The following is a 21,750-nucleotide window of genomic DNA, read 5'->3' on the forward strand; positions in this document are numbered from 1 at the left end:
GGGGCCGCCTTATGCTGTACTGCCCTCCAGCTGCAGTGCCTTCCAGGTGTGGCGCCTTCCTGCTACGGGCGGGCCGCCCTGGAACCGGACATCAGAAGGAACGCCGCGGAACGGCGCGTTCGTATTGCGGCGGCCATGCAATGTCGTGGCCCAGTTCAAAGGCGGCCCGCAGCCACCAGTGCGGGTCGCGCAGCGCTGCCCTGGCAATGAGGACGCCGTCAGCCTGTCCGGTGGCAACGGCGTGTTCAGCCTGTCCGGCCGAGGTCAGCAGGCCGACGGTCCCGGTGGCCACTCCGGCTTCCTTGCGGATGGCGGCGGAGAAACCGGTCTGGTAGCCGGGGCCGGCCTTGATCTGCTGATGGGCCACGGCACCCCCGCTGGAAACGTCAATGAGGTCCACCCCGTGGTCAGCGGCCTGCCGGGCCAGGCGCACGGAGGCGGCCAGGTCCACACCGCCTTCTGCCCAGTCACTGGCTGAGATCCTCAACAGCAGCGGCATGGATTCCGGGATGACTGCCCGGACTGCGTCCACTACTGCGAGCATCAGGCGGTTCCTGCCGGCTTCGTTCCCGCCCCACTGGTCATTGCGGGTGTTGATCAGCGGGCTTTGGAACTGGTGCAGCAGGTACCCGTGGGCGCCGTGGATTTCCATGGTGTCAAAGCCTGCGTCCACCGCACGCCCGGCGGCGGCGGCGAAGTCGCCCACCACCCCCTGGATCTGTTCCTCTGTCATGGCGGCGGGAACGGCATAGCCGTCAAAGGCCGACGCCGAGGGGCCCACGGTGGCCCAGCCGCCGTCGGACTCCGGCACGCTGCCCTGCCTGCCGGAAAAGGGCCAGTACGTGGAGGCCTTCCTGCCGGCATGGGCCAACTGCACGCCGATCTTGGCGTCTGCCGGGCCGTGCCGGTGCACGAAGGACGTGATCCGCTGCCAGGCTTCGGCCTGCGCGTCGTTGTACAGGCCGGCATCCCGGGGGCTGATCCTGCCCGCGGCGTTGACGGCGGCAGCCTCGGTGAGGATCAGCGCTGCGCCGCCGGCGGCGAAGGACCCCAGGTGCATCAGGTGCCAGTCATTCGGCACCCCGGGGGCGTCGTCGGGATCGCAGCTGTACTGGCACATGGGCGAAACCCAGCCCCGGTGCTGCAGCTCCAGCCCCCGGAGCTGCAGCGGCTGGAACAGCGCCGACACTAGAAAAGGACCCGCGCGAGCGCCTGGCGTGCCTTGGCCACCCGTTCGTCGGAGGCGCCCACCACGTCGAACAGCTCCAGCAGGCGGACGCGGGCGGTTTCACGTTCCGGGCCGAAGTTCCTGCCGATAAAAGTGACCAGCCGGTTCAGGGCATCCTCCACGTGGCCGCCTGCCACGTCCAGGTCCGCCACGCCCAGCTGCGCCTCAAGGTTGTCCGGCTCGTTGGCTGCCAGCGCCCGCAGGGCTTCGCTGTCCTGCGCGGACAGCGGCTGCAGCCTCGCCATCAGCTCCACCTGGGCCAGGCCGGCCTTCGCCTCGTGGTCCGCGGGCATCGCGGCCAGCGCCTGGCGGTACGCCTCCGCTGCGGCGGCGTAGTCCTCCGCCTCGATGGCGTCATAGGCTGCCTGGTGCAGCGGCGGCAGGGGCGCGGGGCTGTCGTCTTCATCGGCACCGGCGCCCAGGCTGCCGGTCACGCCGTTCGCCGCCGCCACCTTCAGCAGTTCGTCGAAGAGGCTCCGGACCTGCTGTTCGTCTGCGCCGCCCTGGAAGAGCGGTACGGGCTGGCCCTTGAGGACGGCCACCGCGGTGGGCACGGCCTGCACCTGGAAGGCCTGGGCCAGCTGCGGGAACGCCTCGATGTCAGCGGCACCGAGGACCAGGCGGCCGCCGTAGCTTGCCACCACCCGCTCCAGGACGTCCAGCATGGTTGCGGACTCGGGCGAGTAGGAGGCCCACAGCGCAAAAACAACCGGCACCTGCGCGGACAGCTCCACCAACTGCTGGAAGTTGCCTTCGGTGACGTTGACTTTCAGTTCCGGAGCGTTGGGGGCCGAGCCGGGGGCGCCGGGGGCCGCTCCCGCGGCGCCACCGGGTGCGGCGGGCTGGGGCGTTCCGGTCCCGGCGGGGGACGCCGGGCGTTGCTTCAGCGTGGAAAGGTCGACGGCGCCGCGCAGGTTAAGCAGGTTGGCAGCGGCAGGAGGGACTGGGCGGGAAGCTGGCGAACTCATGCTTTCCACTCTAGCCACTCCGGCCGCTGCCGGGGCTACTGCGGGAACCGGGGTTACTTGAAGCTTGCCCCTGTCAGGCCGCGGGTCGCAGCGACGAGCTTCATCGGGTCGGTGGACCCTGCCGGCGGCACGTACACGGCCACGGACTCGGCGAAGCTCAGGACCATGCCGGTGGTGGTTTCCTTGCCGCCGGCCAGGGCTGCGGCATCGTCACCGATGGTGAGCTTGTCACCCGAGGCCTTGGGGGTTCCCTCGAAGCCGAAATTGATCCTGCCCAGGACCAGGGCGCCGCCGTCTGCCGTCCGGAACACAACGGTGTTTTCGGGAGCCACCTTGTGGGTGAAGGAGAAGTTGCCGTTCTCGCCGGCCTTCACCACCTCGGCCTGGTAGGACAGGGTGTCCGCAATGTACGGCGAGGACTCCCCTTCCACGAGCTTGTCCTTGTAGGCGGAATCAGCGGAGGTCAGGCGGTCGGCAAGGCCGGACATGGCTTCTTCGCCGCTGTAGAGCAGGCCGGTCTTATCGCCGGCAGCCAGGGTCTCCGTACCGTCCCGGTTGATGGTGGGGAAGGTGGTTCCGGGCTGCAGCGGGTTGGTTTCCACCAGCTTGTAGTTCTCTCGGGGAGAGGGCTGCACCAGCGTCAGCAGCTGGGGCACCACGTTGCCGTCGCCCTGGGTCACGGCCATGACGGACCGCGGCCACTCACGGTCGCTGGTCACCACCGTGGTGAGCAGCTTGGTGGAGCGGACCGGCATGCGTGGCTCGTAGGAGCCCACCTGGGAGCGGATCTTGTAGTTCTGGGTGCGGACTTCAAGCTCGGTGCCACCCACGCGGTCCGCGAGTTTGGCCGCATCCTTTGCGGCATCGCCGGCGTCAACGGCACTGGAGACCTGCTCCAGGATCCTGCGGAACTGGGCATCCAGCAGCACGGGTGAACCGGACTGCTCCTGCGCGGCAGGCGAAGCAGCGGCAGACGGGTCCGCGGAAGGCGCCGGCGAGGTGGCGCTTGCGGCGGCACCGGTTCCGGCCACGACTGCAACAGCCACCATGCCGGCGGCCGCCATGGTGACCCGGGAGGACCCTGCCTCTTTGCGGGCCCGGGCGCGCTGTGCAAAGCCGCTGCCCTTGCCGTCCCCTTCGCCGTTGCGCTTGCGGGCGGAGATCAGGGCAAGGGCGATTCCGCCCAGGATCAGCAGCGAGCCGAGAACGATCAGCGGGATGGCCCAGGGCGTGGACGTGTCATTGGGGAACGTCATGGAAATGGTGGCCGGCGCGGGCTTGGTTCCGTCCGAGGCGAGCAGGAGGGTCCAGTCACCGTCCGCCGGCGCGGTCCACGAGTACTCAAGCTCGCTGCTCGCGTTCTCGGTGGAAACCCACAGGTCCGAGCCGGCGGGGTTGGGTGCGGTGGCTTCGCCGTCGGCGTGTTCAACCTGCAGCGACTTCTCGTCCGCGGAGACGCCGGTGATGGTGTTGTGCGCAGTCTGGCCCACCCACGCGTCCACGTCGTCCGGCCGGCCTGCTGCCAGGAGGAAGTTACCGTCGCCCTCAATGGTGATCTTGACGGTCCCGCCGTGAAGGGTGCGCAGCTTTTGGTCGATCACGGTCAGCGGCGCTTCGGCAGCATCCGCCGGAGCGGTTGCCGTAAAAGTCTCGGCGGGGGCCCAGATGGTTCTCTGGCCGATGCCGGCCAGAAGTGTCAGGAGGCCGAGCAGCACGAGTGCGACTGCAGTCTTTAAACGCAAGGGAACACCTATCATCAGCGGGGGTTTCCTATCAATAGTATCCGTTTTGTTATGGAAGGCCCGGATCGGGGCTTCCCGGGGGACCTCCAGCGCACCTGCAGCCGGGCTGTTCCGCTGCTGTTGACAAGGCTGCTGATAGTGTTTGCGATGATCATCACACCGGCCCGCGGACGCGGTGCCACCTACGGAACAGGCCCTTAAAACCAGTGACTGACAAGACGGACGAATCCTCCGCGGCGCCAGAGAACCCGGGGGGTGGGCAGCCGCCGGCAGCCGCTCCGCAGGTTACTGCAGCTGCCCGCCGGAAGAGGCCCGCGGCGGCCGCACTCGGGCTGCTGCTCCACCGCCTGCGCCAGCCGCTGCCGGGTGCCCAGCCCCGGCTTCGGTTCGAAATGCCGCCGGAGTACTCCCGCCAGAACGGGGAAGAGGCAGCACAGGACAGCACCACGCAGCCGCAGTTTGGCAGCCCAGGCCCCCGGATCTCGCCGCAGCATCCCCTTTACATGGGTTTCATGGGGACGGTGGGCGTCGGACTTGCCCTGCTGGTCTACTGGATTGGCTCCAACACCACCCAGCTGCTGCTGTGGATTGTGGCGGCGCTGTTCATCGCGCTGGGGCTGGAACCTGTGGTCAGCTGGCTGGAAAGCCGGAAGATCCCCCGCCCCGCCGGAATCCTGGTGTCCGTCACGGTGCTGGTGAGCGCCGTCGTCGGATTTTTTGCCACCCTCATTCCCACCATCGTGGAGCAGGTCACCCAGATCGTCGAGCAGGCACCAGTGTGGATCCGGGACTTCATCGACTCCGACTTTTTCCGCAGCCTGGACGACCAGTTCGGCGTGCGCGACCGGGTCACGGAGGAACTGGAGAAGTTCGTGAACGATCCTGCCGCGATGGGCGGAATCTTCGGAGGCGTGGTGGGCTTTGGTTCCACCGTGGCCAACGGCCTCTTCGGCACCCTGATTGTCCTGGTGCTGAGCCTCTACTTCCTCGCCGCCCTGCCCGCGATGAAGAAGTGGGGCTACCGGCTGGCGCCGCGCTCCCGGCGGCACCGCGTTGAAGCCCTGTCCGAGGAAATCACCCGCTCGGTGGGCAACTACGTGATCGGCCAGGCGGTGGTTGCCCTCCTGAACGCGACCTTCGCCTTCATCGTGATGACCATCGTGGGCATCCCCTTCGCCCTGCTGCTGGCCTTTGTGGTGGCCCTGCTCGCCTTCATCCCGCTGGTGGGCGGCATGATCGCGGGCATCGTGGTGCTGCTGGTCTCGCTCACCGAGGGCTGGCAGGTGGCGGCGGTCTACGGGATCTGCTACTTCGCCTACCTGCAGTTCGAGGCCTACTTCATCTCGCCGCGCATCATGCAGAAAGCCGTGGCGGTCCCCGGCGCCGTCGCCGTGATTTCCGTCATTGCCGGCGGCAGCCTGCTGGGCGTGCTCGGCGCACTGATCGCCATCCCCACGGCTGCTGCCGTCCTGCTGCTGGTCAGGGAGATCTACATCGTCAGGCAGGACCAGCACTAAGCCGGCCGCGCCGGCGGGCCCTTCGCTCCGAGCCGAGGCTGCCGCTCCCTAGGCCGGGGCCGTAGCCGCCGGCCCGCTCCATTCGTGCGGCAGCCCGGCAGCGCCCGATCCTGCCTCGGTGACGTCATCCACTATCTCGTTGAGCACGCGGGAGGCGTACTTCTCCCCCACCCACAGGTGCTTGGCGCCGTCCACCCCCACCACGCGGGCCTGCGGAACCAGGCTGAACCGGGCGGCGGCTTCGTCCGGCTTGAGGAAGTCGTCGTGCTCCGGGACCAGTACCGTGAGCGGCTTCCCGGATTCCGCCCACAGGCGCAGGTGTTCGTCCGTTGCGCGGTGCAGCGGGGGCGAGAGCAGGACCGCGCCCTCGATCTGGGACGCCACTGGCTCCACCGCGCCGTACATCAGGGCAAGCTCCGTGCCAAAGGACCACCCCACGAGCCAGCGGTTGGGCAGGCCCCGTTCCACGGCGAAGCGGACCGAGGCCTCAATGTCATGGCGCTCCCCGATGCCTTCTTCGAACGCGCCGCTGCTGGTTCCGCGGGGCGAGCCGGTGCCCCGCGTGTTGAAGCGGAGCACCGCAACCCCGGCAAGCGCCGGCAGGCGGTAGGACGCCTTGCGGTAAACGTGCGAGTCCATGAATCCGCCGTGGGTTGGAAGCGGATGAAGGGTGATCAGGGTGGCCTTCACGGGGCCGGATTCCGGCAGCGCCAGCTCCCCCACCAGGACGTGGCCGTCCTCCGTGTGCAGCTCAACGTTCTCGCGCCGGGCCGGCAGCACCGTGGAGGCGCGGATGGGGGTGGGCCCTGCGGGCTGGCGGAATTCGTACGACGCCGGATCAAAAGTCATGCCTGCCAGCTTAGCGACAGCGGACGCGTCTTTGCCCGCTGCCGCTAGCGGTAGCGGTAACTGCGCGACATCCAGCAGTTGGTGTGCCAGTGCCGCCGCTCCGCCAGGCCGGCGGCGGCCCCGAACAGGTGGTCATCCTTCCAGACCACCAGGTGGGCCACGCCGGGCAGCACCGCAGTGGAGCATTCAGGGCAGATATAGGTTTTCTCGGCATTCCGGGCCGTCATGGTGCGGACCATCCATTCGCCGTCGGGCGCGCTCTCCCGCCGCGCGATGCCGGCACGTGCCCGTTCGAGGTCGAGTTCGGGGACGTCCTGGCTGCCCTTCTTTCCGGCGCCCGCCCTTCCGGACCCGGTACCCTTTCCGGAAACGGGACGTCGGGGACGGTTGGAGCGCGGCATGCATCCATTCTGCCCCAGCGGCTGGCCGCTTAGCTCCTGGGCCGGCCTGCGGCACCCGCCGTGGCAGGGGGACCAGCGGCGGAGCCCGCACCCTGCAGACGGTAGTCTGTACGGCGTGCGACTTGTCATAGCCCGATGCTCCGTTGATTACGTTGGCCGGCTTAAAGCCCATCTCCCGCTGGCCACCAGGCTCCTGCTGGTGAAGGCCGACGGCTCCGTCCTGGTCCATTCAGACGGCGGATCCTACAAACCGCTCAACTGGATGAGCCCGCCGGCGACGCTCCGGGTTTCCTCCCCGGAGGAGGTGGACCTCGAACTCGGGGTGGTGGAGCAGTGGACCGTGCAGTCGGCCAAGACCGACGACCGGCTGATCATCAACATCCACGAAAAACTCGATGAGTCCTCCCACGACCTCGGCGTGGACCCCGGCCTGATCAAGGACGGGGTGGAAGCGGACCTGCAGCGGCTCCTGGCGGAGCAGATCGAAACACTCGGAACCGGCTACTCCCTCATTCGCCGGGAGTACTTCACGGCGATCGGCCCGGTGGACATCCTGGCGCGCGACGCCCAGGGCGCCACGGTGGCCATTGAGCTGAAGCGCCGCGGTGATATCGACGGCGTGGAGCAGTTGACGCGCTACCTCGAACTACTCAACCGCGACCCCCTGCTGGCCCCGGTCCGCGGGATCTTTGCGGCCCAGCAAATCAAGCCGCAGGCAAAGGTCCTCGCCAACGACCGCGGGATCGACTGCGTGACCCTCGACTACGACGCCATGCGCGGCGTTGACGATAGCGAATCCCGGCTTTTCTGACGCCCGCGCCGCGGCGTTCAAACCCTGCTTGAATAAGCCCCTGACATGCGCATTAACCTGTTTTTTGCCGAAAATTTGTCCGTTTCGCCGCGCAAACCGTTGACCTGCGGGAACGGGCATGAAATTCTTGTCTCAGTCTTTGTGTAGGTGTTTTTCATGCTCGCAAGACATGTTGCGAGCGCGAAGCTCCTGCAGCGCCGAATCCCTTTCCGGGACGGTAATTCAGGATTCTTCTCGCGGAGTGACCAAGGCCGGCACGAGGTGTGCCGATCTTAATAAGTTCCATAATGAGGAGAAATAAATGGCACAGGGAACCGTCAAGTGGTTCAACGCTGAAAAGGGCTTCGGCTTCATTACCCCGGATGACTCGGACGGGGACGTTTTTGTCCACTACTCCGAAATCCAGACCGGCGGCTTCAAGACCCTCGACGAGAACCAGCGCGTTCAGTTCGAAATCGGCCAGGGTGCCAAGGGTCCCCAGGCTACCGGCGTAACGCTGGTCTAGTCCCGCATTCCGGCCGCTGCTGCGGCCGGCAGCGAAACACTGGTCCCCGGCATAAATGCCGGGGACCATTGTTGTTATTACCCGAATTCATTTCACCAGTTTGCGGACCAGTCGGGCGCCCTGCGGCAGGGAAAGCCCTGGCAGGTAGGCGCGGGTCAGGGCCCGGCCGATGGCCGGCAGGTGAAGCGGGTCCTGGTAGTAGAGGTAGAGCGCCCGGTACTCGGGCTTGAACCTGGACTTGAATGCCGCCAGAGACCGGAATCCGTAGACAGGCTCCAGTGCGTGCCCCACCAGGTCCAGGATCCGCACCAGGTTCTCCGGCCCCGCCTGGGCGCCTTCCCCTTCGCCCGCCCCGTCGTCCCAACCATCCGCCTGGCTTCCTGCCTGGTCTGCGGGACGGCTGGCCAGCGGGGACCCGGACAGGGAGATGACCTCCACGGATCCGCGCAGCTCCAGCACCGCGGAGGCGATAAGGAACTCCATCACCCCGGGAAAACCCTCGCTGCCGCGGCGCATCACGTCCAGCGTGCGGCTGACCAGCCGCCCGCCGTCGTACACGGGAAGCCAACTGGTAACCCCATGGACAGTCCCGCCCTCATCCACGGCGAGGCAGCACAGCACCTCGTCGTCCTCAAGCTCATCCACGCCGCCCAGGGTGAAGCCCATCTCGGGGACGGACTTCCCTGCCGCCCACTCCTCGGAAACCTCGCTCAGCCTGGACCGGAGGGCCGCCGGCAGTGAGTGGTAGGGGCCCCACACGGCGTGCACGCCCAGCTTCGCAGCCCGGTTAAGGGCTGTCCGGACGTTCTGCCATTCCTTCCCCTTGAACTCAAGCTGGCGGATCGGCAGGCGTGTCTCCTGTGCAACTGCAACCCGGGAAAACCCGCGTTCCTTCAAGGCAGGCCATACCGAGTCATCGCACGAGTACAGCGCCGGAATCATGGCATGCCCCCGGCAGTACGCCAGGAACCCTTCGGTCACGGCCTGCTGGGCATCGCTGGGCCCGAAAGCGCCACCGAGGGTCAGGGCAACGCTGCCGTGCTGCTGGAAGGCAACGGCACCCTTGCCGTCAGGACTGAACCAGTAGCTGTTCGGTTCCCACAGCGCCATCCAGGAGAGCGGGCCGCCGCCCTGGCGCAGCAATGCCCGCGCCCGTTCCCGGTCCTCCGCACCGGAGTCCGTCCCGCGGGCCTTGCCCAGGAGCACCCACCACACGGCCGCCAGCGCGATGACCCAGAACACCGGCCCCGAATAGGCAAAGAGCACGGACTCCACTGCGTTGCGCTCAGCAAAGATGCGGTGGTACTGCTGCGGGATGGGCACGGGGACATACTGCCTGGCCAGCTCGGCCAGGAGGCCCAGCACGCCGCCGTCGCGCGCCAGTCCTCCCGCCCAGAACCAGGCAACGGCATACGAAGCTGCCAGGACGAGCCACGACCCGCCCACCACGGCTGCAAGCAACCGCCGGGCTGACGGCGCCGTCTGCACCCGGAACTGCCGCCGGTTGAGCCAAAGAACCAGCGCCAGCAGCAGCGGCACCACAACCAGCGGAAGGACGTGGGCAAAAGCAGAGCCCATCGCCCCCGCCTTCGGGCCCACCACGCGGGCAGGCACCAACGCGAACAGGGCGAGGTAGACGGCCGCCAGGGCTGTCACGGCGAGCTGGATGACAATGGCAATGTTCACGGCCAGCCGCCGGCCGCGCCGCATTCCGTCCGCGCAGATCAGCAGCAGGGCCACCGGGACCACTGCCAGGGCCAGGCCCAGCGGCCCTGCAAAACCCGCACGGCCGGCCTCGAGGCAGGAAGCCTCCACCGTGCTGCCGCAGTTGAGCGTCAGCTGCCCCAGCGTCGGGATCGGGTTCAGCACCATGTCGCGCAGGAGTGCCAGCGGTCCCGTGGGCGCCCGCGCGATCCCGGTCAGGATTGGACCGACAGCGAAGACGGCCACCGTGAGGGCCAGGAGGTTCCTGGTTTCGCGCCCGGTTGAGCGATGCCGGTGCAGTTGGCCCTGGTCCCCCTGGATCCACCAGCCGGCAACCAGCCCCAGAATTGCCCCCAGGAGGCCGAGGACGGTTTCGGCGTGTCCCACGTAGAGGACCAGCAGGAGGGAAACGGACAGGGATGCTGTCCGCAGCCGGCGCTGCCAGAGGACCGGCAGCCGGGCGCTGCCGGCAAGCCCTGCGGTGAGCAACGGCGCGTAGGGACCGATCAGGATGTCATCGGCCATCCTGTCCAGCCAGCCGTCCTGCGCGTAACCGGCGAGCTGGGTTGCCAGCAGGAACAGCGTGACGGCAGCAAACTGGCCTCCCAGCAGGAGTGCGATCGCTGCACGGGTGCCCAGCTTGCGTTCGGCCAGGCCGAGGAGCAGGACAATCATCAGCGATGCGGCCAGGTAGGCCAGAGGGTTGGTGGCGAAGAACATGCTGGTAAAGAGCGACCACCAGTTGCCGTCACGGAGGCCCGGGCCGCTCACTCCGGCAAGCCAGAGCAGCCGTTCCGGCGGGCCGGCCGCGAAGCTTCCGGTCACTGCCCCCGCTGCGAGGAAGATTCCGAGCACGGTCAGCGTGAAGGGCAGGGATTTCAGGGCCTCCATGGCCTGCTGCAGCGCGGGCCGCCCCACTGTGGACCAGGCAAGGGCAGCTGTGCGGACCTGCTTCTCGGCGCTCATCCGGCCGTCCCCCACCGCTCTGCCAGGAAGTCCAGGGCGTCGGCAATCCGCTTCGAGGAAGTGTCCCAGGAGTGCCCGGTATGCTCCACCTCATGGGCGCGCACGGTGAAGCCCGCCTCTGTGGCTGCTGCCGCCAAAGTGCGGAGGTAGGCGACGAATTCGGGGTCGTCCTGGCCAGCTGTCAAGTACAGGCCGCTGCCGTCGAACCGCTGCTCCTTCATGATGGCCAGGGGTGTCTGCCGGTTGAAGGCTTCGGGGTCTCCGGGAAAGGAGGCGTCAATGGTCTTTTGGCGTTCCTTGGCGATTGCCGGCTCTGCCTCGCCGGAGAAGGACAGGACGGCGGGAAACAGGTCCGGATGCCTGGTTCCGAGCTGCAGGGCGCACGTTCCGCCGAAGGAGAATCCGCCGGCGGCCCACCGGCTGTGGTTGGTGTCCACCGCGAGGGTGGACTTTATCCAATTCGGCACGTCCTCCGACAGGTAGGTGTCCGCGTGGGCTATCCGGCTGTCCATGCACATGGTGTTGGCGGACTGCGAACCGTTGGCGTCGGGAACCACCACCACGGGCGCCACTCCCCCATGCGCGGCGGCATAGGAGTCCAGATGGGACTGGAGCTGGCCTCCGGTCAGCCAGTCAGCGGGACCACCAGGCTGGCCTGCCACCAGGACCAGCACCGGCAGGGCCGGGCGGTTTTGCGCAAAGTAGGCGGGCGGCAGGTAGATATAGGCGTCCCGGACGTTCATCCCGGACTTATCACCGGGGATAAAAGCCTTCCGCAGCTCGCCTTCGGCAGGGACGTCCCCCTGCGGCACCCACCCGCGGAGGGCGACGCCGTCGGACTGTCCCGGCTGGCGCATCAACTCCTGCTCCAGCGTGGGGATCCGCGCGAGTGCTGCGCCGAAGAGGTCGCTGACCGTCTTGTGGAGGCCAAAATAGGCGTTGATTTGCACTGCCGAAAGGGCCGCCACCAAAAGGGCTGCCACGAGGCCGGCCGCGCCGCGGCGCCACGTGTTCCGGGGCATCCTCAGCAGGAGCAGGAGCAGGGCGGCAACGCCGGGCACCACCCACAGGAGGACGGTGTCCGGAATGTTTTCCGGGAAGACGGAGAAGACGTTGATGAGTGCCCAGTGGACAGATGCAACCAGGGCGAAGGCGGCGGCTGTGGCGGCGATGACTTTCAGCAGCCAGGTCCGCCTGGCCAGCGCGGACGGAGGCAGCAGCAGGTAGGCGGCGCCCGCCGCCCCGAGGGCGAGGGAAGCCCAATATACCGGCCCGTCGATGAGCCGGATGTCGAAGAACCAGTCCACGTTGGCTAGCGCCAAGTACCAATGCCGATGACCGGGCCGGCTTCCAGCCAGGATGAGAGTCCCGTATACGCGTCGAACTTCATGGCGAGGCGCAGGTCCTGGCCTTCGTACCGCAGTTCAACAATGACGACGTCGGGCTGCACCTTGACGGCCTCGGCCTCCGTGGGCTTCCGCCGGCCGAGCAGTTCAAGGGAGTGCCGCTTGAACTTGTGCTTGGGCCGCACGCTGAGGGAGAGCAGCCGGAACCATTCAAGGTCGTTTTCCTGATAACGACAAACCCCCATCTGCCAACTGTTTCCAGCCATGCAAATGGAGGCGTCCACCGTGCCGAGGGCACGCCGCAGATTGAAGCGGCGCACCCCCGAAAGGCACAGTGCAAAAATCAGCAATCCAAAAACGACTGCCAAGGCGATGAACAGACCCAGTGCGTCCATCAAGGTGATGCTAGCGGATCCCAGCGGTAGCCGAGCCGCCCAGATGGGCGTTGTCAGCAACGATGACCACGCGGTTGTTGTCCACGGAGAAGAACCCGCCGTCGACGTCTACCGCAATCCGGTCTCCCGAAACCGGCTGGATGGCCAGTTCACCCTCGGCCAGGATCGCCAGCAGGGGCGAGTGGCCGGGCAGGATTCCGATTTCACCATCGCTGGTGCGGGCCTTGACCATCTTGGCCGCTCCGGACCACACGAAGTGGTCCGCTGCGACAATCTCAACCTCAAGCTCAGCCATATTACTTGGTCTGTTCCTGGATCTTGGCCCACTGGCGCTCTACGTCATCCAGGCCGCCGACGTTGAAGAACGCCTGCTCTGCGATGTGGTCGAGCTCGCCGTCGCAGATGGCGGAGAAGCCTTCGACGGTGTCCTTGATGGAAACCGTGGAGCCTTCGACGCCCGTGAACTGCTTGGCGGTGTAGGTGTTCTGCGAGAGGAACTGCTGGATGCGGCGTGCACGCGACACGACGATCTTGTCCTCTTCGGAGAGCTCGTCAACGCCGAGGATGGCGATGATGTCCTGGAGTTCCTTGTTCTTCTGCAGGATCTGCTTCACACGGACAGCCGTGTTGTAGTGGTCCTTGCCGATGTACTGGGGATCCAGGATGCGGGAGGTGGACGTCAGCGGATCAACTGCCGGGTACAGGCCACGGGAGGCGATTTCACGGGAAAGTTCCGTGGTCGCATCCAGGTGCGCGAAGGTGGTTGCCGGAGCCGGGTCGGTGTAGTCATCCGCGGGGACGTAGATGGCCTGCATCGAGGTGATGGAGTGGCCCTTGGTGGACGTGATGCGCTCCTGCAGGAGGCCCATCTCGTCAGCCAGGTTGGGCTGGTAGCCCACTGCGGAAGGCATGCGGCCGAGGAGGGTGGAAACCTCGGAACCTGCCTGCGTGAAGCGGAAGATGTTGTCGATGAAGAGCAGCACGTCCTGGTTCTGGACATCGCGGAAGTACTCCGCCATGGTCAGCGCGGACAGGGCCACGCGAAGGCGCGTTCCCGGCGGCTCGTCCATCTGGCCGAATACAAGGGCGGTGTCCTTGAGGACGCCTGCCTCTTCCATTTCAACCCAGAGGTCGTTGCCTTCACGGGTGCGCTCACCCACGCCGGCGAATACCGAGGTACCACCGAAGTTGCGGGCAACACGGGTGATCATTTCCTGGATCAGGACGGTCTTGCCCACGCCGGCGCCGCCGAACAGGCCGATCTTTCCACCCTTGATGTACGGGGTGAGGAGGTCGATGACCTTGATGCCGGTTTCCAGCATCTCGGTGGAGCCTTCGAGCGAGGCGAAGCTCGGTGCCTTGCGGTGGATGGGCCACCGTTCGCTGATGTTCAGTTCCGACTCGGCAACGTCCAGGGGCTGGCCCAGGACGTTGAAGATGTGGCCCTTGACGCCGTCGCCAACCGGTACGGAGATGGGGGCACCGCTGTCCACTACGGACGTGCCGCGGACGAGTCCGTCGGTTGCCTGCAGGGAGATGGCGCGGACGAGGTTGTCACCCAGGTGCTGGGAGGTCTCGAACGTGATGGTCTTGGTCTCACCGTTGAGAGTGATCTCGGTGGTGAGTGCGTTGTAGATGGACGGGATTGCGTCAGCCGGGAATTCGACGTCGACAACCGGGCCGATTACGCGCGCAATGCGGCCGGTGGCACCGGACGTTGCGGCTACGTGTTCGGTAGCAGTGGCAGTCATCTCTCTCACTTCACTCAGTAGATGGCGTGGGTTTAAGTTTATCTGTGGTGGTGCAGGTCCAGCGGAATCCGGGCTGCTGCTGGCTAGGACGCGAGGGCGTCGGCGCCGGCAACAATCTCGGAAAGCTCCTGCGTAATTTCAGCCTGGCGGGCCGTGTTGCGCAGACGCGTGTACTTCTTGATGAGGTCCGTGGCATTGTCGCCTGCGGACTTCATGGCACGCTGGCGTGCAGCAAGCTCCGAAGCCGCAGCCTGCAGCATGGCCGCGAAGATGCGTGACTCGATGTAGCGCGGCAGCAGGGCGTCAAGGACCTGCTCGGTTTCCGGCTCGAACTCGTACAGCGGCAAGAGGTCCGATTCAGAAGCGGCCTGCTCTTCCACTACTTCCAACGGAAGCAGGCGGATGACCGTGGGCTCCTGGGTAACCATGGACTTGAAGCGGGTGTACACCACGTGGATCTCGTCCACGCCGCCCTCTTCATAGTCAGTTGCGAAATCCGTCAGCAGCGCCTCGCCGATTTCACGGGCGGTGGCGAACTCAGGCGCGTCGGTGCCTCCGGTCCAGACGCGTGAATACTCACGGTTCCGGAATTCGTAGTAGGCCTGCGCCTTGCGTCCGACGAGGTACGTCTTGACTTCCTTGCCTTCAGCGTGGAGCAGCTCGTTGAGACCTTCCACCTGCTTGAGCACGCTCGCCGAGTACGATCCAGCCAGGCCACGGTCCGAGGTGATTACCAGGACTGCGGCACGGCGGATCTGCTCCGGCTCAGTGGTCAGCGGGTGGTCGATTTCGCTTTGGCTTGCGACAGCAGAAACGGCGCGCGTGATCGCGTTCGCGTAAGGCAGTGAAGCTGCTACGCGCGCACGGGCCTTGCCGATGCGCGAGGTAGCGATCAGTTCCATCGCCTTGAAGATCTTGCGCATCGACGTGGTCGAGCTGATCTTCTGGCGGTAGACCCGAATCTGGGCTCCCATACTTATCCTTTCCTAACATTCCTTAGACCGGATGCGCCGGGCCCTTGGGCCCGGCACATCCAGTCAGCGGAACTAGCGCTTCTGCTTGACGATTTTTTCCTGGTCGACTTCGCCCTCGGAGATGGCTTCATGCTCCTCGTGGCCGGCGCCTACCAAGTGGTTGTCGCCCTCGCCGAAGAAACCCTTCTTGAAGTCCACGATGGCGGACTTCAGGGCTGCAACGGTGTCGTCGTCCAGCACGTTGGTCTGGGCCAGCGTGGTCAGGATCGAGGACTTGTGCGCCAGGTGCTCCAGGAACTCGGACTCGAAGCGGCTGATGTCCTCAACCGGAACGTCGTCCAGGTAGCCGTTGGTGCCGGCCCAGATGGACACAACCTGGTTCTCCACCGGGAACGGTGAGTACTGGCCCTGCTTCAGCAGTTCCATCAGGCGGGCGCCACGGGTCAGCTGCTGGCGGGATGCGGCGTCCAGGTCCGAGGCGAACATGGCGAATGCCTGCATGTCGCGGTACTGGGCCAGGTCCAGCTTCAACGTACCGGAGACCTTCTTCATGGACTTCACCTGTGCGGCACCGCCCACGCGGGAAACGGACACACCCACGTCGACAGCGGGGCGCTGGTTGGCGTTGAAGAGGTCCGACTGGAGGAAGATCTGGCCGTCGGTGATGGAGATGACGTTGGTCGGGATGTAGGCGGAAACGTCGTTCGCCTTGGTCTCGATCAGCGGCAGGCCCGTCATGGAGCCGGCACCCAGTTCGTCGGAGAGCTTTGCACAACGCTCAAGCAGGCGGGAGTGCAGGTAGAAGACGTCGCCCGGGTAGGCTTCGCGTCCCGGCGGGCGGCGCAGCAGCAGCGACACTGCACGGTAGGCCTCAGCCTGCTTGGAGAGGTCATCAAACACGATGAGGACGTGCTTGCCGCCGTACATCCAGTGCTGGCCGATGGCCGAACCTGCATACGGTGCCAGGTACTTGAAGCCCGCGGGGTCGGAGGCAGGGGACGCCACGATGGTGGTGTACTCCAGCGCGCCGTTGTCCTCGAGGGTCTGGCGGATGGCGGCGATGGTGGACGCCTTCTGCCCGATTGCCACGTAGATGCAGCGGACCTGCTTGGTCACGTCGCCAGAAGCCCAGTTGGCCTTCTGGTTGATGATGGTGTCGATCGCGATCGCGGACTTGCCGGTCTGGCGGTCGCCAATAATGAGCTGGCGCTGTCCGCGGCCGATCGGGATCATGGCGTCGATTGCCTTGAGTCCGGTCTGCATCGGCTCGTGCACCGACTTGCGCTGGGTCACGCCGGGAGCCTGCAGCTCCAGGGCGCGGGTGGTCTCGGCCTTGATCTCGCCGAGGTCGTCGATGGGCACGCCCAGCGGGTCGACAACGCGGCCGAGGAAGGCGTCGCCCACGGGAACGGACAGAACCTGTCCGGTGCGGTGCACTTCCTGGCCTTCTTCGATGCCGGTGAAGTCGCCGAGGATGATGACGCCGATTTCGCGGACGTCGAGGTTCTGGGCAAGGCCCAGCGTGCCGTCCTCAAAGCGAAGCAGCTCGTTCGCCATGACCGAGGGAAGGCCCTCAACACGGGCGATGCCGTCACTAGCGGTGGTTACGCGGCCGACCTCTACGCGCTCTGCGTTTCCGGGTTCGTAGGACGCCGCGAACTCGTTCAGCGCAATACGGACGTCGTCGGCGTTGATGGTCAATTCGGCCATCTGCAGTCCCTGCTCTCCTGTTTTGTGATCACCGTTGCCGGTGACCGGGGTTTCTATCAGTTGGGTTGTGCTTGTCCGGCTAGCCGGCCAGCTGGCGCTGCAATTGGCCCAGCCTGGTGAGGACCGAAGCGTCGAGCACTTCGTCACCAACCTGGACGCGGATGCCGCCAATAAGTGACGGGTCAACGTTGAGGTTGACCTTCAATTCCCGTCCGTACATGGCATTCAGGCCCGCCTGAAGGCGTTCAAGCTGAGTCTGCGTCAGTGGACGGGTCACGCTGACCGTTGCAATCCAGCGCTGCTGCCGTTTGGCCGCCAGTTCGGCGAACCGCTGAACCAGCCGCGTGGGCTTGATGCCGCGGGGCTGGGTGACGGCCTGCGAGATGAGGACTTTGGCTTCCTCACTTGCGGCCGGCACCAGCTTCAGGGCGAGTGCGGTCTTCGCCGCACCACTGGCCTGTGGTTCGGACAGAGCACGTTGTACCTCGTGGCTGGAGGCAACAGCCTGGTTGAAGGAGAACAGATCGTTCTCCAGCTCTTCCAGGCCAGTGATTCCGGAGGCAGAAACGGCCGACTTGTTTTCAGCAACGGAAATGACCACCGTTGCGGCAAGAGTCTCGAGTGCATCGCCGATGTCACGGGCCGTTGCCCAGCGCAAGCTGGCCAGTCCGCCCGCGATCTCTGCAGCATCAGCGGAGACTTTCCCGCCAACCAGCTGCCTGACCAGCGCCGACTTTTCGTCACCGTTGCGGGACGGGTCAGTCAGGGCGCGGCGCAAGCCAGCCGAGCTGTCCACCATTCCCAGAATTCCGAAGAGTTCCTTTGCCAGCTGCAGCGACGCCGTAGGAAGTTTTGCTTCCAACTCCGCCAGTGCTGTTGCCAGCGATTCGCTCGATACGCCTGCCATTACTTAGCCGCACCTGCGTTCTGGGTCTCCAGATCTGCCAGGAAACGGTCCACGACCCGTGCTGCACGCTCATCGTCGTTGAGCGCTTCGCCGACAATCCGGCCCGCCAGGGTGGTGGCCAGGGTGCCGACCTCGGAACGCAGGGACACAACGGCCGCCTGGCGCTCGGATTCGATCTGTGCGTGAGCCTGCGCCGTGATGCGGGCAGACTCTGCAGCTGCCTTCTCCTTGAGATCCGCGAGGATCTGGGCACCTTCGGCGCGGGCTTCCTCACGGATGCGGTTGGCTTCGGTGCGGGCGTCGGTCAGCTGCTGCTTGTACTCTTCGAGTGCAGCAGACGCCTCAGCCTGGGCCTTTTCAGCCTTTGCAATGCCGCCTTCAATGGCCTCGGCACGCTCGGCGAAGGTCTTTTCGAACATCGGGACAACGAACTTGACCACGATGAACATGAGGATGGCAAAGCCCACGAGGACAACGCCCATTTCCCAGATGTTGGGCATCAGGGGGTTGACTTCGCCCTCAGTGGCGGCTGAGATGATCAGCTGATTCATATTTCACCCGTCCTTTTCTACTCGGTTCTGTAAGATCGCTTCGTTCTAAGGACTAGAGAACGAAGGCGAAGACCAGGCCGAGGATGGCGAGGGCTTCGGTCAGCGCAAGGCCGAGGAACGCGATCGGCTGCAGGACGCGCTGTGCTTCCGGCTGGCGTGCAACGCCGTTGATGTAGGCAGCGAATACGAGGCCAACACCGATACCACCGCCGATTGCGGACAGACCGTAACCTACGAGGTTGAGATTGCCTTCCATTTTTATTCCTTTCAAGATGCCACCCATGTGGCAGGTTGTTTGGGTTGCTCTATCCCCGCGAGGGGAAGTCTTTGTGCCCGGCGGCGTATTGCCGCCGGGCGGGGTGCCTAGTGGCTGTCAGCGTGGAGTGCGCCTTCGATATAGATCGCAGTCAGCAGGGTAAAGACGTAGGCCTGCAGGACCATGATCAGGGCTTCAAGCATGTACATGGCGATCGCACCGGCCAGGACCAGGATCGAGGTTCCCTTGAGCAGGACGTTCTCCTGCATGACGAGGAACTCAATGCCGGAACCGGCGATCATCACGATGAGGTGCCCTGCGAGCATGGTGGCGAACAGACGGAGGCTGTGCGTGACAGGACGGACCAGGAAGTTGGAGATGATCTCGATCGGGATCACGATCGGGAGGATGAACCACGGGACGCCTGAAGGCACGGTGGCCAGCTTGAAGTAGCGCAGGCCGTTCTTCTTGACGCCGATGCCGATCCAGGTGAAGTAGACAAGGGCCGCCAGCACGTACGCACCGCCCACATGCGAGAACGTGGGGAGCTGGATCAACGGGATGGCACCGTAGATGTTGTTGACCAGGATGAAGAAGAACAGGCTGAACAGCAGGGGGACGTACTTGATGAAGTCCTTGCCGCCGATGATGTCCTTGGCGATTCCGTTGCGGACGAAGCCGTAGGCGGCTTCGCCGGCGAACTGGAGTTTGCCGGGAACCAGCTGCTGCTTGCGTGCTGCAAGCACGAAGAAGGTGGCGATTATGGCGACAGAGAGGAGGACCAGCAGCATCTGCTTGGAGAATCCTTCTGTGGCACCCCACGGCAGGATTGCCGGCAAATGCATTTCGTTAATACCAGGAGGAGTGAACCCTCCTGAATCTTGGGCCGGGAGCGCAAGCGCGATCAACGCGTTTCCTCTCTGCAGTGTCCATCATTGGGCGTTGGGCGGGGACCGGCAGCCTGAAGGCCTGCTGTTCCCCCTGTGAAATTATTTGGCATTAGTGTCGCCGTCCTGGGACGGCCCGCTGGAAGCATGGCGCTCCCCAGCGTTATTTCGAGAACTGGTAAGGCCATGCATGTGGGAAAGGTAGAAACCTCCGACGGCTCCAAGCAGGGCGCCTGCGAGCACGATCCAGCGCGTTCCCCACACGTAATCCAGTCCCCACCCTATCAAACTCCAGACGATGATTCCGCCAATGATGTAGCTGAATACGGCCATGCCGGCGTTGTATCCGCCGTCGGTTCCGTCACTCGGTACACCGGGGGCAGAACCGCTCGATCGGCGGTTGCCGTTGCGGCCTTTGGTGGGCTTCTTCGGATCACGCATCGTGGTTTTCCCTGTTTTCCGGCTCGTTGTAGATCTGCAGGCGCGCTTTGCTGAAACCGTAGATTTCAGCAGCCTGCCACAGCACGACGGCGGTCACCGCGCCGGCAACAAACCAGCGGCCCTGCAGCCACTGCGGCGCCCCCACGACGAACAGCACGACGGCGAAGCCGACCACCTTGACGAAGTAGGTTGCCACGAACATGCCGATGGCACCCGAAGGATTGCTGCGGCCCACGAAGTGCCCTACCAGGAGGCTGATTCCGAAGAACAGCATGACCAGCAGGCCGCCGGCAATACTGGACAGGGCACCGTCCGTGCCCTGCAGAAGCAAGGCAAGGGCTGCGCAGAGGAGGACTCCGCCCGCAGCGGCAATGGAGCTCAGCTTGAGGAGGTGCAGCCAGAGCGACGGAGTGGGGCCGGATGCGCCAACGGTTCCGTTGCCGGACGGAGGCCCGGACTCGGCGTTGGAGGTCATTCGATCCCAATCGTCGGCGCCGGCAGGCAGTCACCGGCAGGCAGGTTTGGAGGGGCAGCTTTGGCTGCCCCTAAATTCTACACGAGATAGAAATATTCGGCACGGACGTTACGCCCGCGCCTCGTCGCCCCGCCGGGCGAGGTAGGGCCAGGCAGTGACGAGGCCCATGACCAGGGTGGCGAAGATGTCCACCGCCAGCACCAGCTGCCACGGGAAGACGGCGAAGGCCAGTCCCCCGAAGGAGAGGATGGCTGTCCAGAGGTACATCAGGATCACGGCGGTGCGGTGCGAGTAGCCGATGTCCAGCAGCTTGTGGTGCAGGTGGCCCCGGTCCGCGGACCAGGGCGAGCGGCCGCGGGCGGTGCGCCGCACCACCGCAAGGCCAAGGTCCAGCAGCGGCAGGAAGAGGACGGCGAACGGGAGCAGGATGGGGATCACGGTGGAAATACCGTTGGCCCTGTCGTAGAGCCCCGACGTGATCTGCCCGGTGGACACGACGCCGGCGGAAGCCATCAGCAGTCCGATCAGCATGGCGCCGGAGTCGCCCATGAAGATCTTGGACGGAAACCAGTTGTGCGGGAGGAAGCCCAGGCAGCTGCCCACCAGGACGGCGGTGATCAGGGTGGCGAGATCCGAATAGTCCAGGAGCACGGCGTTGCGGTGCACCCAGTATGCGGTGAAGAAGAACGCTGTTCCGCCGATGATCGCCACACCCGCTGCCAAGCCGTCCAGGCCGTCGATGAAGTTGAAGGCGTTCATGGTGGTGACGATCAGTCCCGCGGTCAATAGCACCCGGACCGTCTCGTTTTCAAGGTAGATCGCCTCGGGCACCCACGGGACGATGGTCATCTGGACTCCCCAGACGGCCACTGTCAGGCCCGCGGCGCTTTGCCCGATGAGTTTCACCCACCAGCGGATGTCCATCAGGTCATCCGCCACGCCCACGAGGACAATGACGGCGGCACCCGCGAGGACGCCCCACGGGGAGAAGTTGTTGCGGTAAATGTCCTTGACGAAGAACGACTGGCTGGCCACGATGAGCGCCACCATCACCCCGAGAAAAATTGCCACCCCGCCCAGCCGGGACACTGGGATGGAATGCATGTCGCGGCTGCGGATGGGCAGGTGCAGTTCCAGCCGGTGACCGATGACCCGGGCTCCCCAGGTGGCCGCATAGGACACGATGGCAGCCGTCAGCCCCATCAGCAGGTACATGATCATGGAACGGGGACCGTTTCAAGGGGGATGCTGAAGCAGGGCAACCGTGCCGGCAGTTGGTCCTTGGTCGAGGGGCTCACTGGCCGGGAATCTGTTCTTCGATAAATGAAACTTCTCCGTCGCCGAGCGCGCAGCAGGCAGTACGTAT

General features: G+C 65.3%; 22 protein-coding genes. 3 read left to right on the top strand and 19 right to left on the bottom strand.

The annotated features are described in order from the left end of the window. Window positions 1-91: 91 nt before the first annotated feature. From KTR40_RS11600 to KTR40_RS11610, 3 genes are read right to left on the bottom strand one after another with little or no spacing between them, the layout of a single operon-like run. A complete protein-coding gene (locus KTR40_RS11600) occupies window positions 92-1,189 on the bottom strand; it encodes an NADH:flavin oxidoreductase/NADH oxidase (protein ID WP_228403830.1) in 1,098 nt (365 codons plus the stop codon). Further along, window positions 1,189-2,196, bottom strand: coding sequence for a tetratricopeptide repeat protein (locus KTR40_RS11605; RefSeq protein WP_139029615.1), 1,008 nt, complete (start codon window positions 2,194-2,196; stop codon window positions 1,189-1,191). Before KTR40_RS11605 ends, KTR40_RS11600 begins: the two co-directional genes overlap by 1 nt. A gap of 53 nt (window positions 2,197-2,249) precedes the next feature. Beyond that, window positions 2,250-3,953, bottom strand: coding sequence for a hypothetical protein (locus KTR40_RS11610; RefSeq protein ID WP_228403833.1), 1,704 nt, complete (start codon window positions 3,951-3,953; stop codon window positions 2,250-2,252). A 191-nt stretch (window positions 3,954-4,144) separates the two neighbouring features. Here KTR40_RS11610 and KTR40_RS11615 point away from each other — a divergent pair, with 191 nt between their 5' ends. Further along, window positions 4,145-5,455, top strand: a complete 1,311-nt coding sequence (locus KTR40_RS11615; protein ID WP_228403835.1) for an AI-2E family transporter — start codon at window positions 4,145-4,147, stop codon at window positions 5,453-5,455. A gap of 48 nt (window positions 5,456-5,503) precedes the next feature. Here the strand turns inward: KTR40_RS11615 and KTR40_RS11620 are convergent, their stop codons facing one another. Together KTR40_RS11620 and KTR40_RS11625 are read right to left on the bottom strand one after the other, a co-directional pair. Further along, a complete protein-coding gene (locus KTR40_RS11620; protein WP_228403837.1) occupies window positions 5,504-6,304 on the bottom strand; it encodes an alpha/beta hydrolase in 801 nt (266 codons plus the stop codon). Between the two features lie 44 nt (window positions 6,305-6,348). Further along, entirely contained in the window at window positions 6,349-6,705 is a 357-nt protein-coding gene (locus KTR40_RS11625; protein ID WP_228403838.1) for an ATP/GTP-binding protein, read from the bottom strand. 115 nt (window positions 6,706-6,820) lie between these two features. On the opposite strand from KTR40_RS11625, the gene nucS reads away from it, so the two are divergent. Further along, window positions 6,821-7,516 carry an endonuclease NucS gene (gene nucS, locus KTR40_RS11630; RefSeq protein WP_139029619.1) on the top strand — a complete coding sequence of 232 codons (696 nt, stop codon included), beginning with the start codon at window positions 6,821-6,823 and terminating at the stop codon, window positions 7,514-7,516. 301 nt (window positions 7,517-7,817) lie between these two features. Next, window positions 7,818-8,021, top strand: a complete 204-nt coding sequence (locus KTR40_RS11635; protein ID WP_011692441.1) for a cold-shock protein — start codon at window positions 7,818-7,820, stop codon at window positions 8,019-8,021. Window positions 8,022-8,108: 87 nt separating this feature from the next. Here the strand turns inward: KTR40_RS11635 and KTR40_RS11640 are convergent, their stop codons facing one another. The 14 genes from KTR40_RS11640 to KTR40_RS11705 form a co-directional block, all read right to left on the bottom strand. Further along, the gene (locus tag KTR40_RS11640) at window positions 8,109-10,691 is read right to left on the bottom strand and encodes a bifunctional lysylphosphatidylglycerol flippase/synthetase MprF (protein WP_228403840.1); all 2,583 of its coding nucleotides are present in this window, start codon (window positions 10,689-10,691) and stop codon (window positions 8,109-8,111) included. Then, window positions 10,688-11,998 carry an alpha/beta hydrolase family protein gene (locus KTR40_RS11645; protein WP_228406116.1) on the bottom strand — a complete coding sequence of 437 codons (1,311 nt, stop codon included), beginning with the start codon at window positions 11,996-11,998 and terminating at the stop codon, window positions 10,688-10,690. The genes KTR40_RS11640 and KTR40_RS11645 overlap by 4 nt, the downstream gene beginning before the upstream one ends. 5 nt (window positions 11,999-12,003) lie before the next feature. Beyond that, window positions 12,004-12,432, bottom strand: coding sequence for a DUF2550 domain-containing protein (locus KTR40_RS11650; RefSeq protein ID WP_228403842.1), 429 nt, complete (start codon window positions 12,430-12,432; stop codon window positions 12,004-12,006). A gap of 10 nt (window positions 12,433-12,442) precedes the next feature. Next, on the bottom strand, window positions 12,443-12,727 hold the full coding sequence (locus KTR40_RS11655; protein ID WP_013601509.1) for a F0F1 ATP synthase subunit epsilon: 285 nt from the start codon (window positions 12,725-12,727) through the stop codon (window positions 12,443-12,445). Window position 12,728: 1 nt separating this feature from the next. Then, window positions 12,729-14,183: a F0F1 ATP synthase subunit beta gene (atpD, locus tag KTR40_RS11660; protein ID WP_139029622.1), complete on the bottom strand. Its 1,455-nt coding sequence runs from the start codon at window positions 14,181-14,183 to the stop codon at window positions 12,729-12,731. Window positions 14,184-14,266: 83 nt separating this feature from the next. Further along, window positions 14,267-15,157 (bottom strand): F0F1 ATP synthase subunit gamma, encoded by an 891-nt coding sequence (locus tag KTR40_RS11665; protein WP_139029623.1) that lies wholly within the window; start codon window positions 15,155-15,157, stop codon window positions 14,267-14,269. 72 nt (window positions 15,158-15,229) lie between these two features. Continuing rightward, a complete protein-coding gene (atpA, locus tag KTR40_RS11670; RefSeq protein WP_139029624.1) occupies window positions 15,230-16,867 on the bottom strand; it encodes a F0F1 ATP synthase subunit alpha in 1,638 nt (545 codons plus the stop codon). A gap of 79 nt (window positions 16,868-16,946) precedes the next feature. After that, window positions 16,947-17,774, bottom strand: coding sequence for a F0F1 ATP synthase subunit delta (locus KTR40_RS11675; protein WP_228403844.1), 828 nt, complete (start codon window positions 17,772-17,774; stop codon window positions 16,947-16,949). Beyond that, window positions 17,774-18,325, bottom strand: coding sequence for a F0F1 ATP synthase subunit B (locus KTR40_RS11680; protein WP_139029626.1), 552 nt, complete (start codon window positions 18,323-18,325; stop codon window positions 17,774-17,776). Before KTR40_RS11680 ends, KTR40_RS11675 begins: the two co-directional genes overlap by 1 nt. Window positions 18,326-18,377: 52 nt before the next feature. Continuing rightward, complete coding sequence (gene atpE, locus KTR40_RS11685) at window positions 18,378-18,581, bottom strand: ATP synthase F0 subunit C (RefSeq protein ID WP_009356484.1); 204 nt, start codon at window positions 18,579-18,581, stop codon at window positions 18,378-18,380. A 107-nt stretch (window positions 18,582-18,688) separates the two neighbouring features. Further along, a complete protein-coding gene (gene atpB, locus KTR40_RS11690) occupies window positions 18,689-19,489 on the bottom strand; it encodes a F0F1 ATP synthase subunit A (protein ID WP_139029627.1) in 801 nt (266 codons plus the stop codon). 81 nt (window positions 19,490-19,570) lie between these two features. Then, window positions 19,571-19,909 carry an AtpZ/AtpI family protein gene (locus tag KTR40_RS11695; protein WP_139029628.1) on the bottom strand — a complete coding sequence of 113 codons (339 nt, stop codon included), beginning with the start codon at window positions 19,907-19,909 and terminating at the stop codon, window positions 19,571-19,573. Beyond that, the gene (locus KTR40_RS11700; protein WP_228403846.1) at window positions 19,902-20,384 is read right to left on the bottom strand and encodes a hypothetical protein; all 483 of its coding nucleotides are present in this window, start codon (window positions 20,382-20,384) and stop codon (window positions 19,902-19,904) included. Before KTR40_RS11700 ends, KTR40_RS11695 begins: the two co-directional genes overlap by 8 nt. 108 nt (window positions 20,385-20,492) lie before the next feature. Next, entirely contained in the window at window positions 20,493-21,605 is a 1,113-nt protein-coding gene (locus KTR40_RS11705) for an MraY family glycosyltransferase (protein ID WP_228403848.1), read from the bottom strand. Window positions 21,606-21,750: the final 145 nt, after the last annotated feature.

The sequence above is a fragment of the Pseudarthrobacter sp. L1SW genome, assembly GCF_020809045.1.
Taxonomy (GTDB): Bacteria; Actinomycetota; Actinomycetes; order Actinomycetales; family Micrococcaceae; genus Arthrobacter.

Bases quoted from the DNA above. Each gene is read 5' to 3' on its own strand.
- KTR40_RS11695 (WP_139029628.1), bottom strand. From the start codon at position 19,909: ATGCGTGATCCGAAGAAGCCCACCAAAGGCCGCAACGGCAACCGCCGA.
- KTR40_RS11625 (WP_228403838.1), bottom strand. From the start codon at position 6,705: ATGCCGCGCTCCAACCGTCCCCGACGTCCCGTTTCCGGAAAGGGTACC.
- KTR40_RS11650 (WP_228403842.1), bottom strand. From the start codon at position 12,432: ATGGACGCACTGGGTCTGTTCATCGCCTTGGCAGTCGTTTTTGGATTG.
- KTR40_RS11665 (WP_139029623.1), bottom strand. From the start codon at position 15,157: ATGGGAGCCCAGATTCGGGTCTACCGCCAGAAGATCAGCTCGACCACG.
- KTR40_RS11605 (WP_139029615.1), bottom strand. From the start codon at position 2,196: ATGAGTTCGCCAGCTTCCCGCCCAGTCCCTCCTGCCGCTGCCAACCTG.
- KTR40_RS11620 (WP_228403837.1), bottom strand. From the start codon at position 6,304: ATGACTTTTGATCCGGCGTCGTACGAATTCCGCCAGCCCGCAGGGCCC.
- KTR40_RS11680 (WP_139029626.1), bottom strand. From the start codon at position 18,325: ATGAATCAGCTGATCATCTCAGCCGCCACTGAGGGCGAAGTCAACCCC.
- KTR40_RS11610 (WP_228403833.1), bottom strand. From the start codon at position 3,953: ATGATAGGTGTTCCCTTGCGTTTAAAGACTGCAGTCGCACTCGTGCTG.
- KTR40_RS11705 (WP_228403848.1), bottom strand. From the start codon at position 21,605: ATGATCATGTACCTGCTGATGGGGCTGACGGCTGCCATCGTGTCCTAT.
- KTR40_RS11640 (WP_228403840.1), bottom strand. From the start codon at position 10,691: ATGAGCGCCGAGAAGCAGGTCCGCACAGCTGCCCTTGCCTGGTCCACA.
- atpD (WP_139029622.1), bottom strand. From the start codon at position 14,183: ATGACTGCCACTGCTACCGAACACGTAGCCGCAACGTCCGGTGCCACC.
- atpE (WP_009356484.1), bottom strand. From the start codon at position 18,581: ATGGAAGGCAATCTCAACCTCGTAGGTTACGGTCTGTCCGCAATCGGC.
- KTR40_RS11635 (WP_011692441.1), top strand. From the start codon at position 7,818: ATGGCACAGGGAACCGTCAAGTGGTTCAACGCTGAAAAGGGCTTCGGC.
- KTR40_RS11675 (WP_228403844.1), bottom strand. From the start codon at position 17,774: ATGGCAGGCGTATCGAGCGAATCGCTGGCAACAGCACTGGCGGAGTTG.
- atpA (WP_139029624.1), bottom strand. From the start codon at position 16,867: ATGGCCGAATTGACCATCAACGCCGACGACGTCCGTATTGCGCTGAAC.
- KTR40_RS11700 (WP_228403846.1), bottom strand. From the start codon at position 20,384: ATGACCTCCAACGCCGAGTCCGGGCCTCCGTCCGGCAACGGAACCGTT.
- KTR40_RS11655 (WP_013601509.1), bottom strand. From the start codon at position 12,727: ATGGCTGAGCTTGAGGTTGAGATTGTCGCAGCGGACCACTTCGTGTGG.